Genomic DNA, 20,663 nt, shown 5'->3' on the forward strand with positions numbered 1-20,663 from the left:
GTTTTTGTCGCTTTTTTTACCCGACGCCGTTGCCGATAGTGCCTGCACCTTCACTAACGGAATCTTGCCATGCCTGCCCTGAAAATCGAGTTCTTCCACGACGTCGTTTGCGCCTGGTGCTTTGTCCTGGCCCCGCGCCTCAAGCAGTTGCAAGCTGAGTTCGAGCTGGATATCCAGCACCGCAGCTTCATCCTGCAAAGCAGCCGCGAGGCGATGATCCAGCGCTTCGGCTCGATGCCCCAGGCCAAGGAAACCATCCTCGATCACTGGCAGGCCTGCGCCCGCGCCGAGGACGAAAAGCGCATCAATATCCCGGGCATGCGCGAGCAAAGCTTCGAATACCCCAACGGCCTGCTCGCCGCCACCGCCTGCCAGGCGGCCCACGCACTGGCTGGCAATGCCGGTCACGAACTGATGTTCGACCGCCTGCAGTGGGCGCACCTGGTCAAGAACCGCAATATCGGTGACAAGGCCACTGTACTGGCCATCGCTGCAGAGGCCGGCTTCGAGCCGCAAGCTTTTGCCCACAGCCTCGAACACGACGCCCCTGCCTTGCTGGAGCGCGACCTGCAGCAAGGCCGTGAACTGAACTTGCGTTCGGTGCCTTCGCTGGTGATCGCCGAGCGCTTTCGCTTGTCTGAATGCATGACCCTGGAGCAGTTGCGCCAGGTCTTCAGCGATATTCGCGCCAACCTGGACAACAGCGAGGGCTAGGCGAGCGCACGACTGTTGCACTGCTGGCAGTGTTCACCAATCACCCGCACCAGCAACTGCACCTCGGGACTGTGCCGCAGTGCTTCGGGGTAACCGATGTACAAGGGCACGTCCCGCTGGCGCTGATGCTGCAACGCCAGCCGATGCAAGCGCCCGGCAGCCAGCGCATCAATGATCGCGTGCTCGGGCAGCCAGGCAAACCCCATGCCGCGCTCGACCAGGGTACAGGCCGCCGCCAGGCTGCTGACCGTCCAGCGCTGGGAGGTGCCGAGCCAGCCGCTGTTCTGCGGATAACGGGTGCCCGAGTCACGAATCACCACCTGCCGATGCGCATGCAAATCCGCCAGGCCCAGCTCGCCCCGGCTGGCGGCCAGCGGGTGATCGGCGCCGACCACGCAAACCAGCCTGACGTTCAGCAGCAACTCGTGCACATAACCGGCAGGAAGGCTGCTGGCGATCGCCAGCTCGACCTTGCCGTCTTCCAACAGTTCGCGCGCACCGGACAGCGCGGTTTCGTACAGGCGAATCCGGTAGTTTTCGAAGGTCGCCGAAAACCCCTGCAACCCTGCTTGCAGCAGCTCCAGCGGGAACAATACATCGACCGCCAGCGCCAGCTCACTGAGCACCCCCGGCTGATACTGGTTGGCCAATTGTTCAAGCTTTTGCGCCGCGCCGAGCAAATGCTTGGCCTGGGGCAGCAACGCCTGGCCCAAGGAAGTCAACACCGCCTTGCGACCTTCAATGATGAACAACTCCTGGCCAAGCAGCGCCTCCATGCGATTGACCGAATGGCTGACCGCCGACTGGGACTTGAACAAATGCTCGGCAGCTTGCAGATAGCCGCCGCACTCGACCGTGGCGACAAACGCGCGCCACTGCTCGAGACTGATTCTGGAAAACATGCCTACCTCCCTGTCTGCGTTTCAGCGTTGCGCGGCGCCCCGCAACGGGGCCAAGCACAAGCATCTACACTAGCATTCCACCCCTGTGCTGGAGAACGATCATGAGCGACACTCCGTCCATAGTCCTGGTCCATGGTTTCTGGGGCGGCGCCGCCCACTGGAGCCGGGTCATCCTCGAACTGTCACGCCTGGGCCACCGCAACCTGCATGCGGTGGAGATGCCCTTGACCTCGCTTGCCGATGACGCTGAACGCACGCGCAAGATGGTCGCCTCGATACCCGGCAAGGTGCTGCTGGTCGGCCATTCCTACGGCGGTGCGGTGATTACCCAGATGGGCAACCAGGCCAATGTCGCCGGCCTTGTGTACATCGCCGCCTTCGCCCCCGACAGCGGCGAAAGCCCCGGCGCCATCACCGCCAAGAACCCGCCGCAAGCGGCAGCCAACCTGCAACCGGATGGCGATGGCTACCTGTGGATCAAACCCGACAAACTGCACGAAAGCTTTTGCCAGGACCTGAGCAAGGATGAAGGGTTGGTGATGAGCGTGACCCAGAAGGCGCCACTGGCCAGCACCTTCGGTGACACCATCGGTGAGCCCGCATGGAAGCACAAACCCAGCTGGTACCAGCTCTCGACCCAGGACCGGATGATCCACCCGGACAACCAGAAACTCATGGCAGAACGCCTGCAGCCCAAGGAGCTGCTGACCCTGGAGGCCAGCCATGCCTCGCTGGTGTCCAGGGCCGCCGAAGTGGCCGCCCTGATCGATCGCGCAGCCGTCAGTCTGGCTTGACCGCCGGGGCCTTGAGCGCAGGCTTGAACCACCAGCCTTGCTGCATGCCGGCCGCGGCCAGCAGGATCGCGGCCACACCCAGCCATTGCAGCGGCGCCAGGCGATGGCCAAAGGCGAACCAGTCGACGAAAATCGCTGCGATCGGGTAGATGAACGACAGCGCCCCGGTCAAGGCGGTCGGCAGCTTCTGGATCGCGCCGTACAGCAGCACATACATCACCCCGGTGTGGACGATGCCCAGGGTCACCAGGCTGGCCAGCGCACCGACGTCGCCCGGCAGGCCACTGGTATTGGCCCAGGGCGCCAGCAGGAGGATGCCGGTGCACACCTGGATCAGCGCGATCAGGTGCGGCGGCGTGCCGCTCAGGCGCTTGATGATCAGCGCCGCCACGGCGTACAGAAACGCCGCGCCCAGGGCCAGGGCGATGCCCAGCAGGTAGTCGTTGCCAGTGCCACCCTGGCTGCCATGGGCACTGACGATCGCCAGCATGCCGGCAAAGGAGACCGCTAGCCAGAACAGCTTGGGCGCGGTGATTTTCTCACCGAGAAACAGCGCCGCCAGGCCCACCAGCATGAACGGCTGGACGTTGTATACCGCAGTGCCGATTGCAATCGAGGCGCGTGAGTAGGAGGCAAACAGCAGCACCCAGTTGCCGACGATGGCCACGCCGCTGAGTACCGCCAGGGCGAAGGTGGCCAGGGTCAGGATACCGGGCTTGAGAAAGCCCATGGCCAGGCAGATCAGCAGCAAGGTGCCAGCACCGAACACACAGCGCCAGAACACCACATCCAGTACCGGTTGCCCGGACACCAGCACGAACCAGCCAATGGTCCCGGATATCAACATCGCGGCGACCATCTCGAACGACCCACGGCGGATTGAACTGTCCATCACTCACCTCCTTGACGATGGGCAAATTATGGCAAGGGCAGCGGCGACCGTTCCAGTGGATAAAACAGGCTAGACTGACCTTGTACCTTTACTATCAAGGCAGTTTTCGCATTTTGCCTAACGAGGCCTGTATGACCGACGATATCGACCAACTGTTGATCAAGGCACTGATGGAAGACTCGCGGCGCTCGCTCAAGGCCCTGGCGCAGCTCAGCGGGCTGTCAGCACCGAGCGTCAGCGAACGCCTGCGCCGCCTTGAAGAGCGTGGCGTGCTCAAGGGCTACACGGTAGAGATCGACCCGCGCTGCTTCGGCTACCAGCTACAGGCCATCGTCCGCGTGCGGCCGCTGCCCGGGCAACTGCAGGAAGTGGAGCGGCAGATCATGGCCATCCCCGAGTTCACCGAGTGCGACAAGGTCACCGGCGATGACTGCTTTATCGCGCGCCTGCACGTGCGCTCGATGGAAGAGCTCGACACCGTGCTGGACAAGCTCAACAGCCACGCCGAGACCAACACCGCGATCGTCAAGAAGACCCCGGTGAAACGGCGCTTGCCGCCGATGGCCTGATAACAGCGCAGAAACTACTGCACCGGCTCGCTCGACGGCCTGGCAATCAGGCCCTTCAGTTCACTGGTCATCGCAAACTCCAGGTTCAGGCCATTGGGTGGAATCGGCTGCTGGAACCAGCGGTTGTAGATCGCCTCGATGCGCCCGCTGCGATAGACATCCGCCAACGCTTCATTGACCAGCGCCAGCAAGCCGTCATCGCCCTTGCGCACCATGCAGCTGTAGATCTCCTTCGATTGCGCCTCGCCCACCACCACCCAGTCGTGCGGGTTGCGCGCCTTGGCCCGCTCGCCGTACAGCAGCGCATCATCCATGTAGAACGCCGCCGCGCGCCCGGACTGCAGCATCATGAACGCCTCGCCGTGGTCCTTGGCACTGATCACCGAAGCCCCCAACTGGTGCTCCAGGTTGTAGTTCTTCAGGTACTTCTCGTTGGTGGTGCCGGCGGTGCTGACCACATTCTTGCCCTTGAGGTCATCCAGGCCCTGGATGCCGCTGTCTTTTTTGGTCAGCAACTGGCCTTTGACGAAAATAAAGCCATAGGAGAAATCCACCTGCTTCTGCCGCTCGGCGGTGACCCCGGTGGTGCCGCACTCCAGATCGACCGTGCCGTTCTGCACCAGCGGGATGCGCGTCTGCGAAGTCACCAGGTTGTAGCGCACCTTGAGCGGCGGCACCGCCAGCTTGGCCTGCAGGTGCTTGACGATCTCAGCCGCAAGATCGACCGAATAGCCCATGGGCTTGCCGCTGTGGTCGCCCACATAAGAAAACGGAATGGACGAGTCGCGATAGCCGAGGGTGATGCTGCCGGATTCGGCGATCTTCTTCAGGCTGCCGCTGAGCGTCGGCGTTTGCGCCAGCAGCGGCTGGGCAAAACACAATGACAGGGCAAGCAGAGCAGGACGGTGCAAACGGGGAATCGACATCGGGACACTCCTTGCGGTTGTTGTTCTTGTTCGGTTCAGGCCGCCCGTGGGGTCAGGCCGTGCAGGTCGATTGACGGCGCGCGACCCGCGATCAGTTCGGCCAACAGCTGGCCACTGGCGCAGGCCAGGGTGAAACCCAGGGCGCCATGGCCAAGATTGAGCCACAGGTTGCGGTACGCCGTGGCCCCGAGCAACGGTACGCCGCTGGGGGTGGCCGGGCGCATGCCGGCCCATTCGCGGGCCTGGGCGTAGTCGGCGGCATCGGGCAAGGTCGCCCCGGCCAACTGGCGCATGCTCGCCAGCCGTGCCGGATCGAGCGATTCATCAAAGCCGACGATGTCGACCATGGCGGCGACGCGCAGTTGGTCTTCGAGGCGGGCATAGACGATTTTGCGATCGTAGTCGGTGATGCTTACCTGCGGTGCCCGCTGCCCGGCCTTGATCGGTGCGGTCAGGCTGTAGCCTTTGAGCGGATAGATCGGCAACTGCAGCCCCGGCAGGCTGAGGCTGGCGCTGCGGTGCCCGGCGCACAGCACCAGGCGCTCCACCGGCACGACCTGCTCGCTCAGCTCCAGCGCCTGCACTACCCCACCACTGTGGCGGATGCGCGTCACTGCCTGCCCGAGCATCAGGCGGCATTGCCCCGACGCCTGCAGGCGCTCGACCAGGGCCAGGCAGAAACGATGACAATCGGCGACCTCTTCATCCGCGGTGAACACCCCGCCAATGAACGGCGCATCGGCCAGGGCCGGTTCCAGCGCGCGGATCTCCTGCGCATCCAGCACCTGCTGGCCCTGCGGGTCGAGCAGGTGCTGGCGGGCATGGGCAAAGGTTGCGCGATTACGAAAGGTCACCAGCTTGCCATTGCGCCGCCAGGCAAAGCCGTCCAGGCCATCGTCCTCGCGCCATTGCTTGAGCGTACCCTGGCTGAGCAAGGCCAGGCGCAGCAGATGTGCGGCATTGGTGCGATTGACCGAACTGCGACACGCCGCCATGAACGCGCCCATCCAGCGCCACTGCGCCAGGTCCAGGCGCGGGCGTAACTTGAGCGGTGACTCGCTGCGCAGCAGCCAGCCCAGCGCCTGCAACGGCACCCCGGCATCGGCCAGCGGCGCGACATAGCGATAGGACAACTGCCCGCCATTGGCAAAGCTGGTGCCGCCCGCCAGGCCCTCGCGTGCCTCGACCAGATCGACGGCAAAGCCTTCGCGCACCAGCGCGTAGGCCGTTGCCAAACCAATCACGCCGCCGCCGATCACCGTTACCCGCTGTGCCATGTGCTTTCATCCGCCAATCTGAAGGCCTTCAGACTAGGCCCGGTGACAGCCTGACGATAATGAATAAAAATGGGCAGACCATAAACAAAGGTTATGGGCTACCCCATGCGCTTGCGTCATATCGAAGTGTTCCAGGCCATCCGCCAGACCGGCTCCATCAGCGGCGCCGCGCAGTTGCTGCACGTCACCCAGCCGGCGGTGTCGAAAATACTCCAGCACGCCGAAGCGCAGCTGGGTTTCCCGCTGTTCCTGCGGGTGCGCGGCAAGTTGCAGATCACCCCCGAGGCCCTGGCCCTGGAACGCGAAGTCGACAAGGTCAGCGACAGCGTTGAAGGGGTGCGGCGCCTGGCCGCCAGCCTGCGCCGGCAACCGGGCATGAGCCTGCGCATCGGGGCGACGCCGGCGCTGGCCCTGGCGTTGTTTGCGCCGGTGATCCGCCAATGGGCCGAGCGCCACCCGCAGTCCGAATGCGAGCTGTCGAGCCTGCACAGCCGCGAGCTGGTGCAGCAGTTGCTGATGCGCGAAATCGATGTCGCCCTGACCTTGCGCCACCCCGAACACCCTGGCCTGAATGTCCAGCCCCTGGCCCATGGCAAGCTGGTGGCACTGGCCCCCAAAGGCTACTGGAGCGCAGACAGCCAGGGCTTGGCGCTGGCAGTTGAAGAACTGGCCGATGCGCCCTTGATCGGCCTGAGCAGCAGCGACCCGCTGGCCGCCCAGGTCGGCCAGTACCTGAAGAACCTTGAGCCGGCGCCGCGCACCAGCATCCGGGTGCAGACCTACTCCCTGGCCCGGGCCATGGTCGAATCCGGAGCGGGGTTGGCTTTGATCGATCCGTTCACCGCCCAAGGCTCGGCGCAAACGCTGGTGCGGCCGTTGGATCCGGCCTTGCCGATTACCCTGTACGCCCTGACCCGCGCCAACGAAAGCCAGCCGCACACGCTCGACGACCTCTTGCAACTGTTCAGCGAACGGGCCGAAGAACAGATCGCCCACGTCAGCCGCGCGTCTCGCCTTGAAAAGCGCTGACAAGCAGCCCATCCTTGCGCCCCCACCTTTGCAAGGATCGCAGCATGGTTCGACTTTTCATTGCGTTTGCCGCGCTGTTCGCCAGTGCCACTGTCCTGGCCGTGCCGCCCGTGCACGTCTATCGCGGCACCCAGGGCGACACCGCCATTGAAGTCGCCCTGACCTACGACGCCCAGCACAAGACCCTCGAGGGTTACTGGCTTGATGAACAGCGCCAGTGGCTGATCCCCCTTGAGCGCACGCCCCATGACTATCGCTTGCCGCTGTTGATCAACATCTTCAACAACCCGGAGCTGCCGTCCGCTGCACTGCTGATTCAGCCGTTTGCCTTCAGCCACGACCGCGAGCTAACCGGCACCCGGGTTGATCTGCGCAACCGCGAACGACAGGCGCTGGCGCTCAAGCGCGTGACCCGCTTCAGCGACCGTCAGGATTCGTCCTGGCAGGGCGAACTGCTGCAACTGCCGCTGGACGGCCGCCGGCTATTTCGCGTGCATGCACACAAGGCCGCCGGCGAGTATGTCGGCACCATCGATCGCATCACTGTCCTCGATCGCACCAGCGGCCAGCCGGTGCAGGTCATCGATAACCTGGCGCTGTTTTTCCAGGGCACTGCGAGCCTGAGTTTTGCCGACTTCAACGCTGACGGTGTGACCGATTTCAAGGCCATCCCGGTCGGGCAATTGGCCAGCGGCGGTGCTGCAGGGCAAGACCCGCAGTACTACGTGTATCAAGCCGACAGCAATCGCTATGAGCTCAAGACCGAGCAACAAGCCAGGGAGCGCAACCAATGAACACCTTGGGCAAATGCCTGCTGGGCGCCGGGTTGCTCGGCCTGAGCCTGGGCGCCCAGGCTTACCAGTCCGTTTACCAGGGCACCCTGGGCAAGCAGGCGATCACCCTGGTGATCGAGAAAACCAATGACTACAAGCACGGTTTCTACTTTTACGACCGCTACCGCACGCCGATCCGCCTCAAGCGCTCGGTCAACGCCGGCCGCCAGTTGTTCATGGACGAACTGGACAGCGCCGGTCTGCCCACCGCTCGGCTGAAGTTCTACAACCCCGATGACAACGCCGCCACCAAGCCGATACTCGGCACCTGGACGGCCTACGCCAATGCCCGGCAACTTCCCCTGGAGTTGCGCCTGATAGCGGACTTCGGTCATCAACAGGTCTGGCCTGCCGGCACTGCGTCACTGCCCCAGGCGGCCTCTACCGAGCGTTTCTATTTCCAGATTCCGCTGGCCGATGACCACGACCGGGTGAAGACCATCGAGGTCATCGACAAGGCCAGCGGCAAGCGCGTGCAAACCCTCGACATAGGCCTGCCCGGTTGCTACAGCCAGGGTATCGACAGCGTCAAGGTGCGTCTTGAAGGCGGCAGTACCCAGGTGCTGCTAGAAGCCAACAGCTATTGCCTGGGCAAGGTGTTTGAATGGCGCGAGGCCAAGGGGCAGTTCGAAGCGCTGAACTGAGTATCAGCTCGGGCAGCTGTGCTCGCCGTTGTTCAGGCCCTGCTTGTAGTTGCGGCTGAGCAGGCTGGCCTTGCCGTCGTGCCAGGTCAGGGTCAGTACGTACATCGAGTCGAAATCCTCACCGTCCCAGTCGTCGGTGATCACCCGTTTTTCACCGAGGGCCTTGCCGGCCACGGTGTTGATCAGTTCCGGCAGGTAGCCGTGGGACCAGGCGGTATAGACGGTGGCGTTGCGGTACTTGTCCTGCAGCAGTTCGTCGGCCAGATCGCCGGTATCGTTGGCGCCGAAGTCGATGTTCACCGGCAGGCCGAGCTTGATGGCACTGGGGCTGATGGTCATCAGCGGGCGGATATAGCTGTAGGCGTCGTCGTTGCTGCCCTCTTCGACGTGCCGGGACGGGTTGGCCGCGAACACATAGTCAGCCTTGCCGAACTTCTCCGGCAGCAGGGTGGCCAGGTCCAGGGCGCGGTTCAGGCCCTGGCAGTTGAGCTGCCCCAGGCCCTCGCCGGGCTTTTCGGCATGACGCAGGAACACCAGGGTCTGCACACCGTCCACAGGTGCTGCGCGGCTTTCCAGCGCCTCGACGGCCAGCAGGCCGACACCGGCAAGCAGGGCAAGGGACAACGCAGCGTGACGGTGACGCTTGAACAGGGAGGGCAACTTCATAGGGCTCTTCACAGCAAAAAGGGTTGAGGCTGACCCGCCTGTGCCACCCCGCGGCCGAAGCCGCGGGGGGATCCCTGTCTGATGCTCCATCCGTGGAATCGGGCATGCTTCAGAGTGCAAGAATGCCATTTGGTTCGATCCCTGAGCGCTCGGCCCTGAGCCAGAGCTACTGTAGCGCCTTGATGTTGCTGAATTAAGACCGACGGCGCTCAATCGTCGCGGGTAAGGACTTCGAGCAGCTCGATCTCGAAGGTCAGGTCGGAGTTGGGCGGGATCTTGCCCAGGCTGCGCTCGCCATAGCCCAGGTGCGCCGGCACCAGCAGTTTGCGTTTGCCGCCGACCTGCATGCCCATCAGGCCCTGGTCCCAACCCTTGATCACCCGGCCGGTGCCGATCACGCACTGGAACGGCTTGCCGCGGCTGTGGGAGGAATCGAACTCCGTGCCGTCGGCGAGCCAGCCGGTGTACTGGGTGGTGATCAGCGCGCCCTTGACCACGGCCTTGCCGTCGCCTGGCTGGATATCGATGATTTGCAGTTCGCTGCTCATGCTTGACCTCGTTGAAGCGGGATATGCCTTTGGTGGCCAGCGTTTTCGCAGGGTTGGCGAGGTTTTGCAAGGCCAGCGATCAAGCCTGGGCAGTCACCACCACCCTGCCCGGCTCGTGCTGGCGCATCGACCAGCAGACGCCGCCGATCACCAGGACAATCGCCAGGCCCTCCAGCAGGCTCGGGCCGCTCTGACGCCAGATGAAGGCGTAGAGCAAAGCGAACAGGGTCTCGAAGACGATCAACTGGCCGCTCAACGTCACTGGCATGCGCTTGGACGCGGCATTCCACAGCAGCGCCGCCAGCCACGAGCCGAACACCGCGCAACCCAGGCTGTACAGCCAGAACAGCGTCCAGCGCTCAGGCGCCGCCTCGACCTGCAACTGCGCCGGCTGCCACAGCGCCAGCAGCGCCACCAGCACCAGGCTCAACACGCCGGTCATCACCCCGTTGAGCACCGACCATTGATGGCTGTCGAAATGCCCGCACTGCTTGAGGTAACGGCTGTTGTGCACCGCGTACCAGGTCCAGCAGGCCAGCGCGCCGAGGGCATAAAGCACCCCGGCCAGTTTGTCGGCCACCGCTCCCGGCTCGAGGGCAAAGGTCTGCAGGTTGATGCACAGCATGCCGGCCAGGATCAGGCCCAGCGGCAGCAACAACTGACGCAGCGCCACCCCGCCGCTGTCGTGACGGCCATACAGGGTGATGGTCAGCGGCAGGACGCCGACAATCAACGACGCCGGCGCTACACCCAGGCGCTGGATCGCCGCCACCAGGCAGATGAAGTACAGCAGGTTGCCGATCAGCGCCAGGCGCCCGATCATCCACAGGTTGCCCAGGGTCAGGCGTCCGAGGGCCTTGCGCATGGGGATCGCCAGCACCAAGGTCACCAGGCCGAACAGCACGAAACGCGCGCAGCTGAGCAGCACCGGGCTGAACTCCGACAACAGCTGCGGGACCATCAATACCAGCCCCCACATCGCACCGGCTACCCCGGCATACGCCACACCCCGTTTCACGTGCCTGCTCCTGATCTAAGAAGAGCGCAGGCTAACGCCTGGACAGCGCCTGGACAAAAGATCATTCGGCATGCAGGCATTCCCTGCAGGAATACCTTTCACGCTGAAAGCATCGACCTTATGATTCAGACATTCCCCAGACCGGACCGTCACATGAGCCGCTTCAGCCGTCACCTGCCGCCCCTGGACACCCTGATCGCGTTCGAGGCAGTGGTGCGTACCGGCAGCTTTACCCGCGCGGCCAGCGAGCTGTACCTGACCCAGAGCGCGGTGAGCAAACAGATCAAGCTGCTGGAAGAACACCTCGGCGCGCTGCTGTTCGAGCGGCGCGCCCGGGGCATCGCGCTGACGGCGGCCGGCGACGGCTTCAATGCCATCGTCGAGCCCATGCTGGAAAGCCTGCTGGCCAATGTGCTGCGTCTTAAAAGCGGCCACGGCAGCCGCAACGTCAGCGTCATCTGCACCCATGCGGTGGCCCAGTACTGGTTGTTTCCGCGCCTGCTGCGCTTCAACGAACAGCACCCGGAGCTGACGGTGAACATTCATGCCAGCAACGAAATCAGCGAAAGCGATATTGGCAATTACGACTTCGGCATTCTCTATGGCCATGGCCACTGGAGCTCGCTCAAGGCCAGCAAGTTGTTCGATGAGGCCATCTACCCGATCGCCAGCGTCAAACGTGCCCTGCCCGCTGTGCAGTCACTGAGTGAGTTGCAAGCCTTGCCGTTGATCCAGCTGGATGCCTCGGCCTGGAACTGCCTGGACTGGCAGGACTGGTTCGGCCATCAGGGCTTGCGCTACCAGGCGCCGGCCAATGCGGTGACCTTCAACCAGGTCAACCTGGTGTTCGATGCGGTGATGCAGGGGATGGGCGTGGGCCTTGGCTGGGAGTTCATGGCCCGCGAGCGGATCGACAACGGCCTGATCCGCCAGGTCTCGGAGTTTGTCGTGCACACCGGGCAAGCCGACTACCTGGTGCACGACAAACAGGCCCTGCGCTCGCCGGCGGCGCAGGTGTTCGAGGACTGGTTGCTGGCGCTTAGCTGAACATGGCCTCAACTTGCGCCGCGGTCATTTCTTCAGTCTGGTTGGCGAAGCAGTAGTAGCCCGGCTTTTTGTCGACATACACCTGTAGGTCGAACACCCAGTCGGTGTCACCCTCAAGTACACCCACCGACACCGCGTCGAAATTGCCGGATTTCAGCCGGTACAACAGGTGCGTGCCACAGGCGCCGCAGAACCCGCGCTGGGCCCAGTCGGAGGAGTCATGGAACACCGGCTGGCCGCGGGTGAACTTCACCGGCTGCGCGCAGTGCACCGACAAAAACGGCCCGCCGCCCCACTGCCGGCACATGCCGCAATGGCAGGCGTTGACGCTGGCTTTCTCAAGGCTGACGCTGAGTTTGACGGCGCCGCACAGGCAGCTACCGTGTTTTTCCAGGGACATGATCAAGGCTCCTTGCTGGGAGAAGAGCCGGCAAGTCTAGCAGCTGTCAGGCCGTGACCGGGGTCAGCACCGGCTCGCCGGCAAAAAACGCCTGCAGGTTGCGTAGCACCAGTTCCACGGTGTCGCGCGCCGCTTCCGGCGACTGGCCGGCGACGTGCGGGGTCAGCACTACCGTGGGCAAGGCCTTCAGGGCTTCGGGCACTGCCGGTTCGTCATCGAACACATCCAGCCCGGCACCGGCGATCACGCCGTTTTCCAAGGCATCGACCAGGTCCGCCGTGCTGACGACGCTGGCCCGGGCGATGTTGACCAGAAAGCCCTCTGCCCCCAGCGCTTCAAGCACCGGCTTGTCGATCAACTGGCGAGTAGCGGCGCCGCCCGGGGTGGCGACAATCAGAAAGTCCGATTCCCGGGCCAAGGCCAGGGGGCTGTCGCAATAGTGATAAGCGACGTCGCTACGCGGCGTGCGGTTGTGGTAATTCACCGGCATGTCGAAGCCCTGCGCCGCCCGCTTGGCGATCGCCAGGCCGACCGCGCCGAGGCCGAGAATGCCCAGGCGCTTGCCGCTGACCGACGGGCTGATCACCCGGTTCCACTCGCCACGGCGGGTCGAGGCATCGGCGCGGGGAATATCGCGCACCACCGCCAGCAGCAAGGCCATGGCATGGTCGGCGACCGCCGTGGCATTGGCGCCAGCACCGTTGGTCACGGTAATACCCCGGGCAGCAGCGGCCGCAAGGTCGACCTGCTCGTAACCGGCACCGATCACACAGATGATTTTCAAGGCGGGCAACGCGGCCATTTCATCGGCGTACAGGCCCAGCGGACCCCGGGTCAGCACTGCATCGATCTGGCTGCCATGGCGGGCAATGGCCTCGGCGCGCAAGGCCGGGGTCTGCGCGCGGATCAGGCGAAAGCCGTTGTGTTCCAACAGGGGAAGGTAGTCGTCGACCGTTTCTACCAGCACCAGTACCGTTTGTGTCATGCCTTGCTCCCAGGCTATTGGCGAGGGGGCATTATGCGCAGCTCAGGTTACTGGGCGAAAGCCCGGCCCAGACCGCCCGGCACGCCACTGCTGTCGGTTTCCTGCCAGGGGCCGTTGAGGTTGGTCGACCAGCTCCAGCCGTTGTTCCAGCGGTAGTAGGTGCGCTGGCGATAGAAGGTGTTGGTCTTGCCGTCGAGCACATACACGCCCAGGCGCGGGTCCCAGTGGCTGGCGCCACCGGGCGGAGGCGCAAAGCTCGGTGAGGTACGCTGCACTGGCTTGGGCACCGGGGTCACGGCCGGCTTGCTCGGCACCGCGCCCGGCTTGGGCGCAGGCTTGCTGCCCGGGCCCGGTGGCAGGGTTTCGATTGGCGGCGCGGTGGGTTCGGAGGGCTGGTGAACGGTACATGCACTCAAGCCCACAACCAGGGAAAGAAGGGTCAGGCGTGCAATGCTGTTCATAGTCGGTCTCTTACTGGTCCGGGCTGTCGATGGTCAGGTGCTGCGCAGCGGTCGTGCTGCTGGCCAGCGGAGCACCCTTGCCAACCCATTCGCCCTGGGTCGGCTGGCCAGCGCGAGAGATGCGCGCAACCAGTTGGACTTCAGGGAAGCTCGACAGTTTCATGTTCGGCATCATCGCGTCGCTGTCGCTCAGCTCGACCTCGATCGGCAGCTGCGCCACGGTTACCCGCTTGGCCGCCAGCGGCATCGGCGGGCCGGAACTTGCACGGGCAAAGATGAATACAGTGTCATCGGCCTTGACCTTGTCCTTGAGCGCCGCCGCAAGCTCGACCCGAACCTTCAGGCGTGCCGTGCCCTGCTCGGCAACTGCCGGTGCGGCCTTGCCCTCGCCGGCCTTGAGCTTGTCGCTGGCGCGCTCGATACCGCCCTGCAGCGCTGCCCGCGAGGCGTCGCCCTCGGGCAGTTGCGCCAGCAGGCGGTTCCAATAATCGATGGCTTGCTGGTAATGCTCGGCCTCGAACGCAGCGATGCCCAGCAGGCCAAGGCTGGTGACTTCGTTGGGGTCGGCCTTGAGCGCTTCGTCGGTGAGGGCCTGCAATTGCCCGCTCCATTGCTTGTTGTTGGCAAAGTACAGCGCCTGCGCCCACTGCCCGAGCAGCTCCGGCTGGCGCCCGGCAACCGCGGCGGCACGCTCGAAGACGTTGGCGGCGTCGGCCGGACGCTCCTGGGCCATGTAGGCACGGCCAAGGAAGTACAAGCCTTCGGCCGAATCCGGCTGGGCCTTGACGGCCAGCTCCAGGCGGCGGGTCATTTCTTCCATGGACTGCGGCGCCTTGGCGAACTGCTGGGTCAGCTCGACCTGCTCGCTGGCACCAAAGTGCAGGTACAGGCCCAGGCCCATCAGCGGCACCAGCACCGCCGCCAGCAGCGGCAAGGGTTTGCCCAGGCGGCCCAGGCGCTGCGGTTCAGCGCCCTCGGTGTCGGCCAGCAGCTCGCGCGCGGCCTCGTCGCGGCCCTTGCCGAACTGCTCGGCATCGAGCACCCCGGCGGCCTGCTGGCTTGCCAGTTCGGCGACGCGCTCCTGATACAGGGCGACGTTGAGGGCGGTACGGTCTTCTTCCTGTTGCGCACGACGGCCGCGCAACACCGGGATCAGCAAAAAGCTCAGGGCCACCAGCAACAGCAGGCCTGCAGCAAGCCAGAAATCAGTCATGGGTCTGTTCTTTGTCCAGCAATTTGGCGAGGCGCTCACGCTCCTCGGACGAAAGGTCGGCGTTGCCTGCTGCCGCCTGGCCACGGCGCTTGCGCACGATCAGCGCGAGCACGGTGAAGCCGCCCAGCAGCAACACGCCAGGGCCAAACCAGAGCAGCCAGGTGCGGGCGCTCAGGGCCGGTTTGTAGCGGACGAAATCACCGTAGCGATCGACCATGAAGTCGATGATCTGCTGATTGCTCTGGCCCTCGCCGAGCATGCGGAAGATCTCCCGACGCAGGTCGGCGGCAATCGGTGCGTTGGAGTCGGCGATGTCCTGGTTCTGGCACTTGGGGCAGCGCAGTTCCTTGGTCAGCTCGTGATAACGCGCGCGTTCCGCCTCATCGGCAAACTGGTAGGTATCGATCGCCGCCTGGGTTACCCCGGCCAGGCTCAGGCCGAGCACGGCGGCCGCCAGCCAGCGCTTCATGGCTTGGCCTCATCGACCAGGCTCTGGTACTGCGGCGCCAGTTGCTCGCGCCAAACGGTGGCGTCAACCACCCCGACGTGCTTGTAGCGGATGACGCCCTTGGCATCGATCAGGAAGGTTTCCGGCGCACCATAAACACCCAGGTCCAGGCCCAGGCTGCCCTGCTCGTCACGGATGTCGAGCTGGTAGGGGTTGTGGAACTCGGCCAGCCACTTCAGTGCGGCGGCGTTGTCGTCCTTGTAGTTGACGCCGTGGATCACCACGCCCTGCTCGGCCAGCTTGTTCAGGTACGGGTGCTCGACCTTGCACGACGGGCACCAGGTGGCCCAGACGTTGACCAGCGCCGGCTTGCCGAGCAGGTCGGCCTCGGTCAGCGGCTTGCCGTCGACCGATTGCAGGGCAAAGGCCGGGAACGGCTTGCCGATCATCGCCGAGGGCAGTTCGCTCGGGTCGAGGAACAGCCCGCGGTAGAGAAACACCGCCACCAGCAGAAACACCGCCAGCGGCAGCACCATGATCCAACGCTTCATGCAGTAGCTCCAGACATGCCCAGTGCCTCACGCACACGGGTTTTAACCTTGACGCGATAGCGACCATCCAGTGCCGCCAGCAAACCGCCCAGGCCGGTCAGCAGGCCGCCCAGCCAGATCCAGCGCACAAACGGCTTGACGTGCACCCGCACCGCCCAGGCGCCGTTATCCAGCGGCTCGCCGAGGGCGACGTAGAGATCACGGGTGAAACCGGCATCGATGCCGGCTTCGGTCATCATCGACTGCTGCACGGTGTACAGGCGTTTTTCCGGGTGCAGCACGCTGATCTCACGACCGTTTTCGACCACCCGCACGGTGCCCTTGTCGGAGGTGAAGTTCGGCCCCTCAAAATGCTTGGCGCCCTCGAAGATGAACTGGTAACCGGCCAGCTCCACCGACTCGCCCGGCGCCAGGCGCAGGTCGCGTTCGGCGCTGTTGTTGCTCGACAGCACCACGCCCAGGGCGCACACCGCCAGGCCCAGGTGGGCGACGTGCATGCCCCAGTAGCTGCGGTTGAGGCCGCGCAGGCCTTTGAACAAGCCTTTGTGGCGGGTCTTGTCGAGGATGTCGCGGGCCCCGGCCAGGACAATCCACGCAGCCAGGGCAAAGGTGGTCAGCACCTGCCAGTCAAAGTCATCCACCAGCAGGCCGCCGATCGGTGCCAGCACGGCGCTGGCGATCAGCACCGGGGTGAGCATGCCCAGCAGCCATTTGCTCGGGGTGTCTTTCCAGCGCACCAGCACGCCCACCGCCATGACCACCATCAACAGCGCCATCAACGGGATGAACAGCGCATCGAAGTACGGCGGGCCGACCGACAGCTTGGCCCCGGTCAGGGCATCGAGAATCAGCGGGTAAAGGGTGCCGAGCAGGATCATCGACGCCGCCACCACCAGTATCAGATTATTGGCCAGCAGCAGGGTTTCCCGCGACCACAGGGCAAAGCCGACCTGGCTCTTGACCACTGGCGCGCGCAGGGCGAACAGGGTCAGCGAACCGCCGACCACGAACAGCAGGAAGATCAGGATGAAGATGCCGCGCTCAGGGTCGGAGGCGAAGGCATGCACCGAGGTCAGTACCCCGGAACGCACCAAGAAGGTACCCAGCAGGCTCAGGGAGAACGCGGCAATGGCCAACAGCACCGTCCAGCTCTTGAACACGCCGCGCTTCTCGGTGACCGCCAGCGAGTGAATCAGCGCGGTGCCGACCAGCCAGGGCATGAACGAGGCGTTCTCGACCGGGTCCCAGAACCACCAGCCGCCCCAGCCCAGCTCGTAATAGGCCCACCAGGAACCGAGGGTGATGCCGATACCGAGGAAGGCCCAGGCGACGATGGTCCACGGCCGCGACCAGCGCGCCCAGGCGGCGTCCAGGCGCCCGCCAAGCAAGGCGGCGATGGCGAAGGCGAAGGCCACCGAGAAGCCCACGTAGCCCATGTACAGCATCGGCGGGTGAACGATCAGGCCGATGTCCTGCAGCAGCGGGTTGAGGTCGGCGCCGTCACTCGGCATCTGCGGCAGCAGGCGCTTGAACGGGTTGGAGGTGATGATCAGGAACGACAGGAAGCCGACGCTGATCATGCCCATCACCGCCAGCACCCGCGCCAGCATCACCTGCGGCAATTGCCGGGAAAAGATCGACACGGCAAAGGTCCAGCCGCCGAGGATCATCGCCCACAGCAGCAGCGAGCCCTCGTGGGCGCCCCACACGGCGCTGAACTTGAAGTACCAGGGCAAGGCGCTGTTGGAGTTGTTGGCCACATAGGCGACCGAGAAGTTGTCGGTCATGAAGGCGTGGGTCAGGCAGGCGAAAGCGAACGCCAGGAAGGCGAACTGGCCCCAGGCGGCCGGGCGCGCCAGGCTCATCCACAGGCTGTCGCCGCGCCAGGCGCCGAGCAGCGGGATGGTGGCCTGGACGCAGGCGAAGCAGATCGCCAGGATCATCGCCAGCTGGCCCAGTTCAGGAATGATCAGTGCCGAATTCATGGCTTGGCTCCGGCATCGGTGGCGACCTGGCCGCTTTCCTTGAGGGCCTTGGTGACCTCTGGCGGCATGTATTTCTCGTCGTGCTTGGCCAGCACTTCATCGGCCACTACCACGCCTTCGGCGTTGAGCTTGCCCAGGGCGACGATGCCCTGCCCTTCGCGGAACAGGTCGGGGAGGATGCCGCGGTAGGTGATCGGCACCGACTTGTTGAAGTCGGTGACCACGAAGCGCACGTCCAGCGAGTCGCCGGAGCGTTGCAGCGAGCCTTTCTCGACCATGCCGCCAGCGCGGATGCGGGTGTCCAGCGGCGCTTCGCCGTTGGCGATCTGGGTCGGGGTGTAGAACAGGTTGATGTTCTGTTGCAGGGCACTCAGGGCCAGGCCCACGGCAATGCCAATCCCGGCCAGCAGGCCGAGGATGATGAACAGACGCTTTTTACGCTGCGGATTCACGGTTTGTTCTCCCGGCGCAGACGGCGCGCCTGTTCTTGCAAATAACGGCGCTTGGCGCGCACCGGCGCGGCGACGTTGAGGGCCAGCACCAGCAGGCAGATGCCGTAGGCCGACCAGACGTACAGGCCGTGATGGCCCATGGCGAGAAAATCACTGAAGGAGGCAAAGCTCATCGCGCCATCTCCCGACCCAGGCTGTTCAATACCTCCTCCTTGACCCAGCTGGCGCGCGCCTCGCGCTTGAGCACTTCAAGGCGCATGCGCAACAACAGCACGGCGCCGAAGAAGCAGTAGAAACCCAGCACCGTCAGCAGCAGCGGCAGCCACATCTCGGCGGGCATCGCCGGCTTTTCGGTGAGGGTGAAGGTGGCGCCCTGGTGCAGGGTGTTCCACCACTCCACCGAGTACTTGATGATCGGGATGTTGATCACCCCGACGATGGCCAGCACCGCGCAGGCCTTGGCCGCGCTCTCACGATTGCTGATGGCATGGCTCAGGGCAATGAGACCGAAGTACAGAAAAAGCAGGATCAGCATCGACGTCAGTCGCGCATCCCAGACCCACCAGCTGCCCCAGGTCGGCTTGCCCCAGATGGCGCCGGTGACCAGCGCCACGGCGGTCATCCAGGCGCCGATGGGCGCCGCGCATTGCAGGGCGACGTCGGCGATCTTCATCTTCCACACCAGGCCCACCACCCCGGCCACCGCCAGCATCACGTAGCAGGACTGGGCAAGCATCGCCGCCGGCACGTGGATGTAGATGATCCGGAAGCTGTTACCTTGCTGGTAATCCTGGGGCGCGAAGGCCAGGCCCCAGACCACGCCGATGCCGATCAGCAGGATGGCGGCAATCGCCAGCCACGGCAGCATCCGCCCGCTGATGGAATAGAACCATTTGGGTGAACCCAGTTTGTGAAACCACGTCCAGCTGATTGCGCTGCTTTTCATCACGGTACATCCAGGGTCTTTGCTGGGCTGGGCCCAGACCTCATTATTCGCCGACGCTGATCTTCAGGCCAGCCGCTATTGCAAAGGGTGCCAGAGTTACTGCCAGGGCGGTCAGGCTGCCAAGCCAGAGCAGATAACCGGTCGCCGGCATAGCTTGCAGTGCCGCCTGCAAGGCGCCACTGCCCAGGATCAATACCGGGATATATAACGGCAAAATAAGTAGCGCCAGCAGCAGGCCGCCACGTTTCAAGCCGACTGTCAGGGCCGCACCCACGGCGCCCAACAGGCTCAGTACCGGGGTACCGAGCAAGAGCGATGCCAGCAGTACCGGCAGGCACGCCGCAGGCAAACCTAGCATCAGTGCCAGCAAGGGTGCCAACAATACCAGTGCCAGGCCGGAAAAGGCCCAGTGTGCCAGCACTTTCGCCAGCACCAGAAGAGGCAGGGGGTGCGACGAAAGGACCCACTGTTCGAGCGAGCCATCCTCGAAATCACTGCGGAAAAGCCCGTCCAGCGAGAGCAGAACCGATAAAAGCGCTGCCACCCAGACCAGCCCCGGAGACAAGGTTTGCAACAATTGAGTCTCGGGTCCGACCGCCAACGGGAACAGCGCAACGACGATGGCGAAGAACACCAGCGGGTTGGCAAGCTCGGCGGGACGTCGGCACAACAGAAGCGCTTCACGGCGCAACAACAGCACAAAGACACTCATGCGGCCCACTGCCCCAGGTTCAGTTCACGGTAACCGGACGGCTTGCGCTCCAGCGTGTGGTGGGTGGTCAGCACGACCATGCCGCCCTGCTCGCAATGGGCGGCCAGGTGCGCTTCGAGCTGGGCCACGCCCTGTTTGTCGAGGGCAGTGAACGGTTCGTCGAGAATCCACAGCGGCGGGCTGTCCAGGTACAGCCGGGCCAGGGCCACGCGGCGTTGCTGGCCGGCCGACAGGGTGTGGCAGGGGACGTCTTCGAAGCCGCGCAGGCCGACCGCTTCAAGGGCCGTGCGGATCGCCGCCGGCGCTGCCGGGCGATGCAGGGCGCAGAGCCAGGCGAGGTTCTCTTCGGGGCTGAGGACATCCTTGATGCCGGCGGCGTGGCCGATCCACAGGAGGATCCGCGCCAGTTCGTTGCGCTGTTCGGCCAACGGCTTGCCGCTGACTAGAATCTGCCCGGCGGTCGGGCTCATGAGCCCGGCCATCAGGCGCAACAGGCTGGTTTTGCCGCTGCCGTTGGGGCCGCTGATCTGCAGCATGTCGCCTGCGCCCAGGTGCAATTCGAGGTTTTCGAAGAGCATTCGCCAGTCGCGCTCGCAGGCCAGGCCCACGGCTTGGAGATGAGGGGTCACGGTTTCGCCTTATGCATGGGAT

At 64.4% G+C, this 20,663-nt stretch carries 26 protein-coding genes; 7 read left to right on the top strand and 19 right to left on the bottom strand.

The window, feature by feature from the left end; genetic code table 11:
• Nucleotides 1-69 precede the first annotated feature (69 nt).
• Complete coding sequence (locus tag JYG36_RS19250; RefSeq protein WP_213602037.1) at nucleotides 70-714, top strand: DsbA family oxidoreductase; 645 nt, start codon at nucleotides 70-72, stop codon at nucleotides 712-714.
• Here JYG36_RS19250 and JYG36_RS19255 read toward each other — a convergent pair.
• Nucleotides 711-1,616 (bottom strand): LysR family transcriptional regulator, encoded by a 906-nt coding sequence (locus tag JYG36_RS19255; RefSeq protein WP_213602038.1) that lies wholly within the window; start codon nucleotides 1,614-1,616, stop codon nucleotides 711-713. The two genes, JYG36_RS19250 and JYG36_RS19255, sit on opposite strands and share 4 nt — an antisense overlap.
• Before the next feature lie 101 nt (nucleotides 1,617-1,717).
• Here JYG36_RS19255 and JYG36_RS19260 point away from each other — a divergent pair, with 101 nt between their 5' ends.
• Nucleotides 1,718-2,410 (top strand): alpha/beta hydrolase, encoded by a 693-nt coding sequence (locus tag JYG36_RS19260; protein ID WP_045200372.1) that lies wholly within the window; start codon nucleotides 1,718-1,720, stop codon nucleotides 2,408-2,410.
• Here JYG36_RS19260 and JYG36_RS19265 read toward each other — a convergent pair.
• Complete coding sequence (locus tag JYG36_RS19265; RefSeq protein ID WP_045200370.1) at nucleotides 2,397-3,302, bottom strand: DMT family transporter; 906 nt, start codon at nucleotides 3,300-3,302, stop codon at nucleotides 2,397-2,399. The genes JYG36_RS19260 and JYG36_RS19265 overlap by 14 nt on opposite strands.
• Nucleotides 3,303-3,433: 131 nt before the next feature.
• Between JYG36_RS19265 and JYG36_RS19270 the strand changes: the two genes are divergently transcribed.
• Nucleotides 3,434-3,871, top strand: a complete 438-nt coding sequence (locus tag JYG36_RS19270) for an Lrp/AsnC family transcriptional regulator (RefSeq protein WP_045200368.1) — start codon at nucleotides 3,434-3,436, stop codon at nucleotides 3,869-3,871.
• Nucleotides 3,872-3,885: 14 nt separating this feature from the next.
• On the opposite strand, the gene JYG36_RS19275 is transcribed toward JYG36_RS19270, so the two are convergent.
• Together JYG36_RS19275 and JYG36_RS19280 are read right to left on the bottom strand one after the other, a co-directional pair.
• Complete coding sequence (locus JYG36_RS19275) at nucleotides 3,886-4,797, bottom strand: transporter substrate-binding domain-containing protein (protein ID WP_213602039.1); 912 nt, start codon at nucleotides 4,795-4,797, stop codon at nucleotides 3,886-3,888.
• 35 nt (nucleotides 4,798-4,832) lie between these two features.
• On the bottom strand, nucleotides 4,833-6,074 hold the full coding sequence (locus JYG36_RS19280) for a D-amino acid dehydrogenase (protein ID WP_213602041.1): 1,242 nt from the start codon (nucleotides 6,072-6,074) through the stop codon (nucleotides 4,833-4,835).
• A gap of 105 nt (nucleotides 6,075-6,179) precedes the next feature.
• Here JYG36_RS19280 and JYG36_RS19285 point away from each other — a divergent pair, with 105 nt between their 5' ends.
• From JYG36_RS19285 to JYG36_RS19295, 3 genes are read left to right on the top strand one after another with little or no spacing between them, the layout of a single operon-like run.
• Nucleotides 6,180-7,103, top strand: coding sequence for a LysR family transcriptional regulator (locus JYG36_RS19285; protein ID WP_213602043.1), 924 nt, complete (start codon nucleotides 6,180-6,182; stop codon nucleotides 7,101-7,103).
• 44 nt (nucleotides 7,104-7,147) lie between these two features.
• Nucleotides 7,148-7,897, top strand: a complete 750-nt coding sequence (locus JYG36_RS19290) for a hypothetical protein (protein ID WP_093385553.1) — start codon at nucleotides 7,148-7,150, stop codon at nucleotides 7,895-7,897.
• On the top strand, nucleotides 7,894-8,580 hold the full coding sequence (locus JYG36_RS19295) for a hypothetical protein (RefSeq protein ID WP_213602045.1): 687 nt from the start codon (nucleotides 7,894-7,896) through the stop codon (nucleotides 8,578-8,580). The genes JYG36_RS19290 and JYG36_RS19295 overlap by 4 nt, the downstream gene beginning before the upstream one ends.
• Nucleotides 8,581-8,583: 3 nt before the next feature.
• Here the strand turns inward: JYG36_RS19295 and JYG36_RS19300 are convergent, their stop codons facing one another.
• The 3 genes from JYG36_RS19300 to JYG36_RS19310 all read right to left on the bottom strand — a co-directional run bounded on the left by JYG36_RS19300 (nucleotide 8,584) and on the right by JYG36_RS19310 (nucleotide 10,812).
• A complete protein-coding gene (locus JYG36_RS19300) occupies nucleotides 8,584-9,246 on the bottom strand; it encodes a hypothetical protein (protein WP_045200362.1) in 663 nt (220 codons plus the stop codon).
• A gap of 209 nt (nucleotides 9,247-9,455) precedes the next feature.
• Nucleotides 9,456-9,794: an FKBP-type peptidyl-prolyl cis-trans isomerase gene (locus tag JYG36_RS19305; protein WP_045200360.1), complete on the bottom strand. Its 339-nt coding sequence runs from the start codon at nucleotides 9,792-9,794 to the stop codon at nucleotides 9,456-9,458.
• A gap of 79 nt (nucleotides 9,795-9,873) precedes the next feature.
• A complete protein-coding gene (locus JYG36_RS19310; protein WP_213602047.1) occupies nucleotides 9,874-10,812 on the bottom strand; it encodes a DMT family transporter in 939 nt (312 codons plus the stop codon).
• A gap of 153 nt (nucleotides 10,813-10,965) precedes the next feature.
• On the opposite strand from JYG36_RS19310, the gene JYG36_RS19315 reads away from it, so the two are divergent.
• Complete coding sequence (locus tag JYG36_RS19315; protein WP_093385566.1) at nucleotides 10,966-11,859, top strand: LysR substrate-binding domain-containing protein; 894 nt, start codon at nucleotides 10,966-10,968, stop codon at nucleotides 11,857-11,859.
• On the opposite strand, the gene JYG36_RS19320 is transcribed toward JYG36_RS19315, so the two are convergent.
• The 12 genes from JYG36_RS19320 to ccmA are packed head-to-tail and all read right to left on the bottom strand — an operon-like array spanning nucleotide 11,852 to nucleotide 20,590.
• Nucleotides 11,852-12,259, bottom strand: a complete 408-nt coding sequence (locus JYG36_RS19320) for a GFA family protein (RefSeq protein ID WP_093385570.1) — start codon at nucleotides 12,257-12,259, stop codon at nucleotides 11,852-11,854. The two genes, JYG36_RS19315 and JYG36_RS19320, sit on opposite strands and share 8 nt — an antisense overlap.
• 46 nt (nucleotides 12,260-12,305) lie before the next feature.
• A complete protein-coding gene (locus JYG36_RS19325; protein WP_045200352.1) occupies nucleotides 12,306-13,244 on the bottom strand; it encodes a 2-hydroxyacid dehydrogenase in 939 nt (312 codons plus the stop codon).
• Between the two features lie 47 nt (nucleotides 13,245-13,291).
• Nucleotides 13,292-13,705: a lipoprotein gene (locus JYG36_RS19330; protein ID WP_045200350.1), complete on the bottom strand. Its 414-nt coding sequence runs from the start codon at nucleotides 13,703-13,705 to the stop codon at nucleotides 13,292-13,294.
• 10 nt (nucleotides 13,706-13,715) lie between these two features.
• Complete coding sequence (gene ccmI, locus JYG36_RS19335; protein WP_045200348.1) at nucleotides 13,716-14,918, bottom strand: c-type cytochrome biogenesis protein CcmI; 1,203 nt, start codon at nucleotides 14,916-14,918, stop codon at nucleotides 13,716-13,718.
• Nucleotides 14,911-15,387 (bottom strand): cytochrome c-type biogenesis protein, encoded by a 477-nt coding sequence (locus tag JYG36_RS19340; protein WP_045200346.1) that lies wholly within the window; start codon nucleotides 15,385-15,387, stop codon nucleotides 14,911-14,913. Before JYG36_RS19340 ends, ccmI begins: the two co-directional genes overlap by 8 nt.
• Nucleotides 15,384-15,917 (bottom strand): DsbE family thiol:disulfide interchange protein, encoded by a 534-nt coding sequence (locus tag JYG36_RS19345; RefSeq protein WP_045200344.1) that lies wholly within the window; start codon nucleotides 15,915-15,917, stop codon nucleotides 15,384-15,386. The genes JYG36_RS19340 and JYG36_RS19345 overlap by 4 nt, the downstream gene beginning before the upstream one ends.
• Nucleotides 15,914-17,887, bottom strand: coding sequence for a heme lyase CcmF/NrfE family subunit (locus JYG36_RS19350; protein WP_176794336.1), 1,974 nt, complete (start codon nucleotides 17,885-17,887; stop codon nucleotides 15,914-15,916). The genes JYG36_RS19345 and JYG36_RS19350 overlap by 4 nt, the downstream gene beginning before the upstream one ends.
• Nucleotides 17,888-17,898: 11 nt before the next feature.
• A complete protein-coding gene (gene ccmE, locus JYG36_RS19355) occupies nucleotides 17,899-18,354 on the bottom strand; it encodes a cytochrome c maturation protein CcmE (protein ID WP_045200340.1) in 456 nt (151 codons plus the stop codon).
• Nucleotides 18,351-18,527, bottom strand: coding sequence for a heme exporter protein CcmD (ccmD, locus tag JYG36_RS19360; RefSeq protein WP_038996352.1), 177 nt, complete (start codon nucleotides 18,525-18,527; stop codon nucleotides 18,351-18,353). The genes ccmE and ccmD overlap by 4 nt, the downstream gene beginning before the upstream one ends.
• Nucleotides 18,524-19,300 carry a heme ABC transporter permease gene (locus tag JYG36_RS19365; RefSeq protein WP_038996353.1) on the bottom strand — a complete coding sequence of 259 codons (777 nt, stop codon included), beginning with the start codon at nucleotides 19,298-19,300 and terminating at the stop codon, nucleotides 18,524-18,526. Before JYG36_RS19365 ends, ccmD begins: the two co-directional genes overlap by 4 nt.
• Nucleotides 19,301-19,343: 43 nt before the next feature.
• On the bottom strand, nucleotides 19,344-20,012 hold the full coding sequence (gene ccmB, locus JYG36_RS19370; RefSeq protein ID WP_213602049.1) for a heme exporter protein CcmB: 669 nt from the start codon (nucleotides 20,010-20,012) through the stop codon (nucleotides 19,344-19,346).
• Nucleotides 20,009-20,590 carry a cytochrome c biogenesis heme-transporting ATPase CcmA gene (gene ccmA / locus JYG36_RS19375; protein WP_249744446.1) on the bottom strand — a complete coding sequence of 194 codons (582 nt, stop codon included), beginning with the start codon at nucleotides 20,588-20,590 and terminating at the stop codon, nucleotides 20,009-20,011. The genes ccmB and ccmA overlap by 4 nt, the downstream gene beginning before the upstream one ends.
• Between the last annotated feature and the right edge of the window lie 73 nt (nucleotides 20,591-20,663).

The sequence above is a fragment of the Pseudomonas sp. SORT22 genome, assembly GCF_018417635.1.
Classification (GTDB): Bacteria; Pseudomonadota; Gammaproteobacteria; order Pseudomonadales; family Pseudomonadaceae; genus Aquipseudomonas.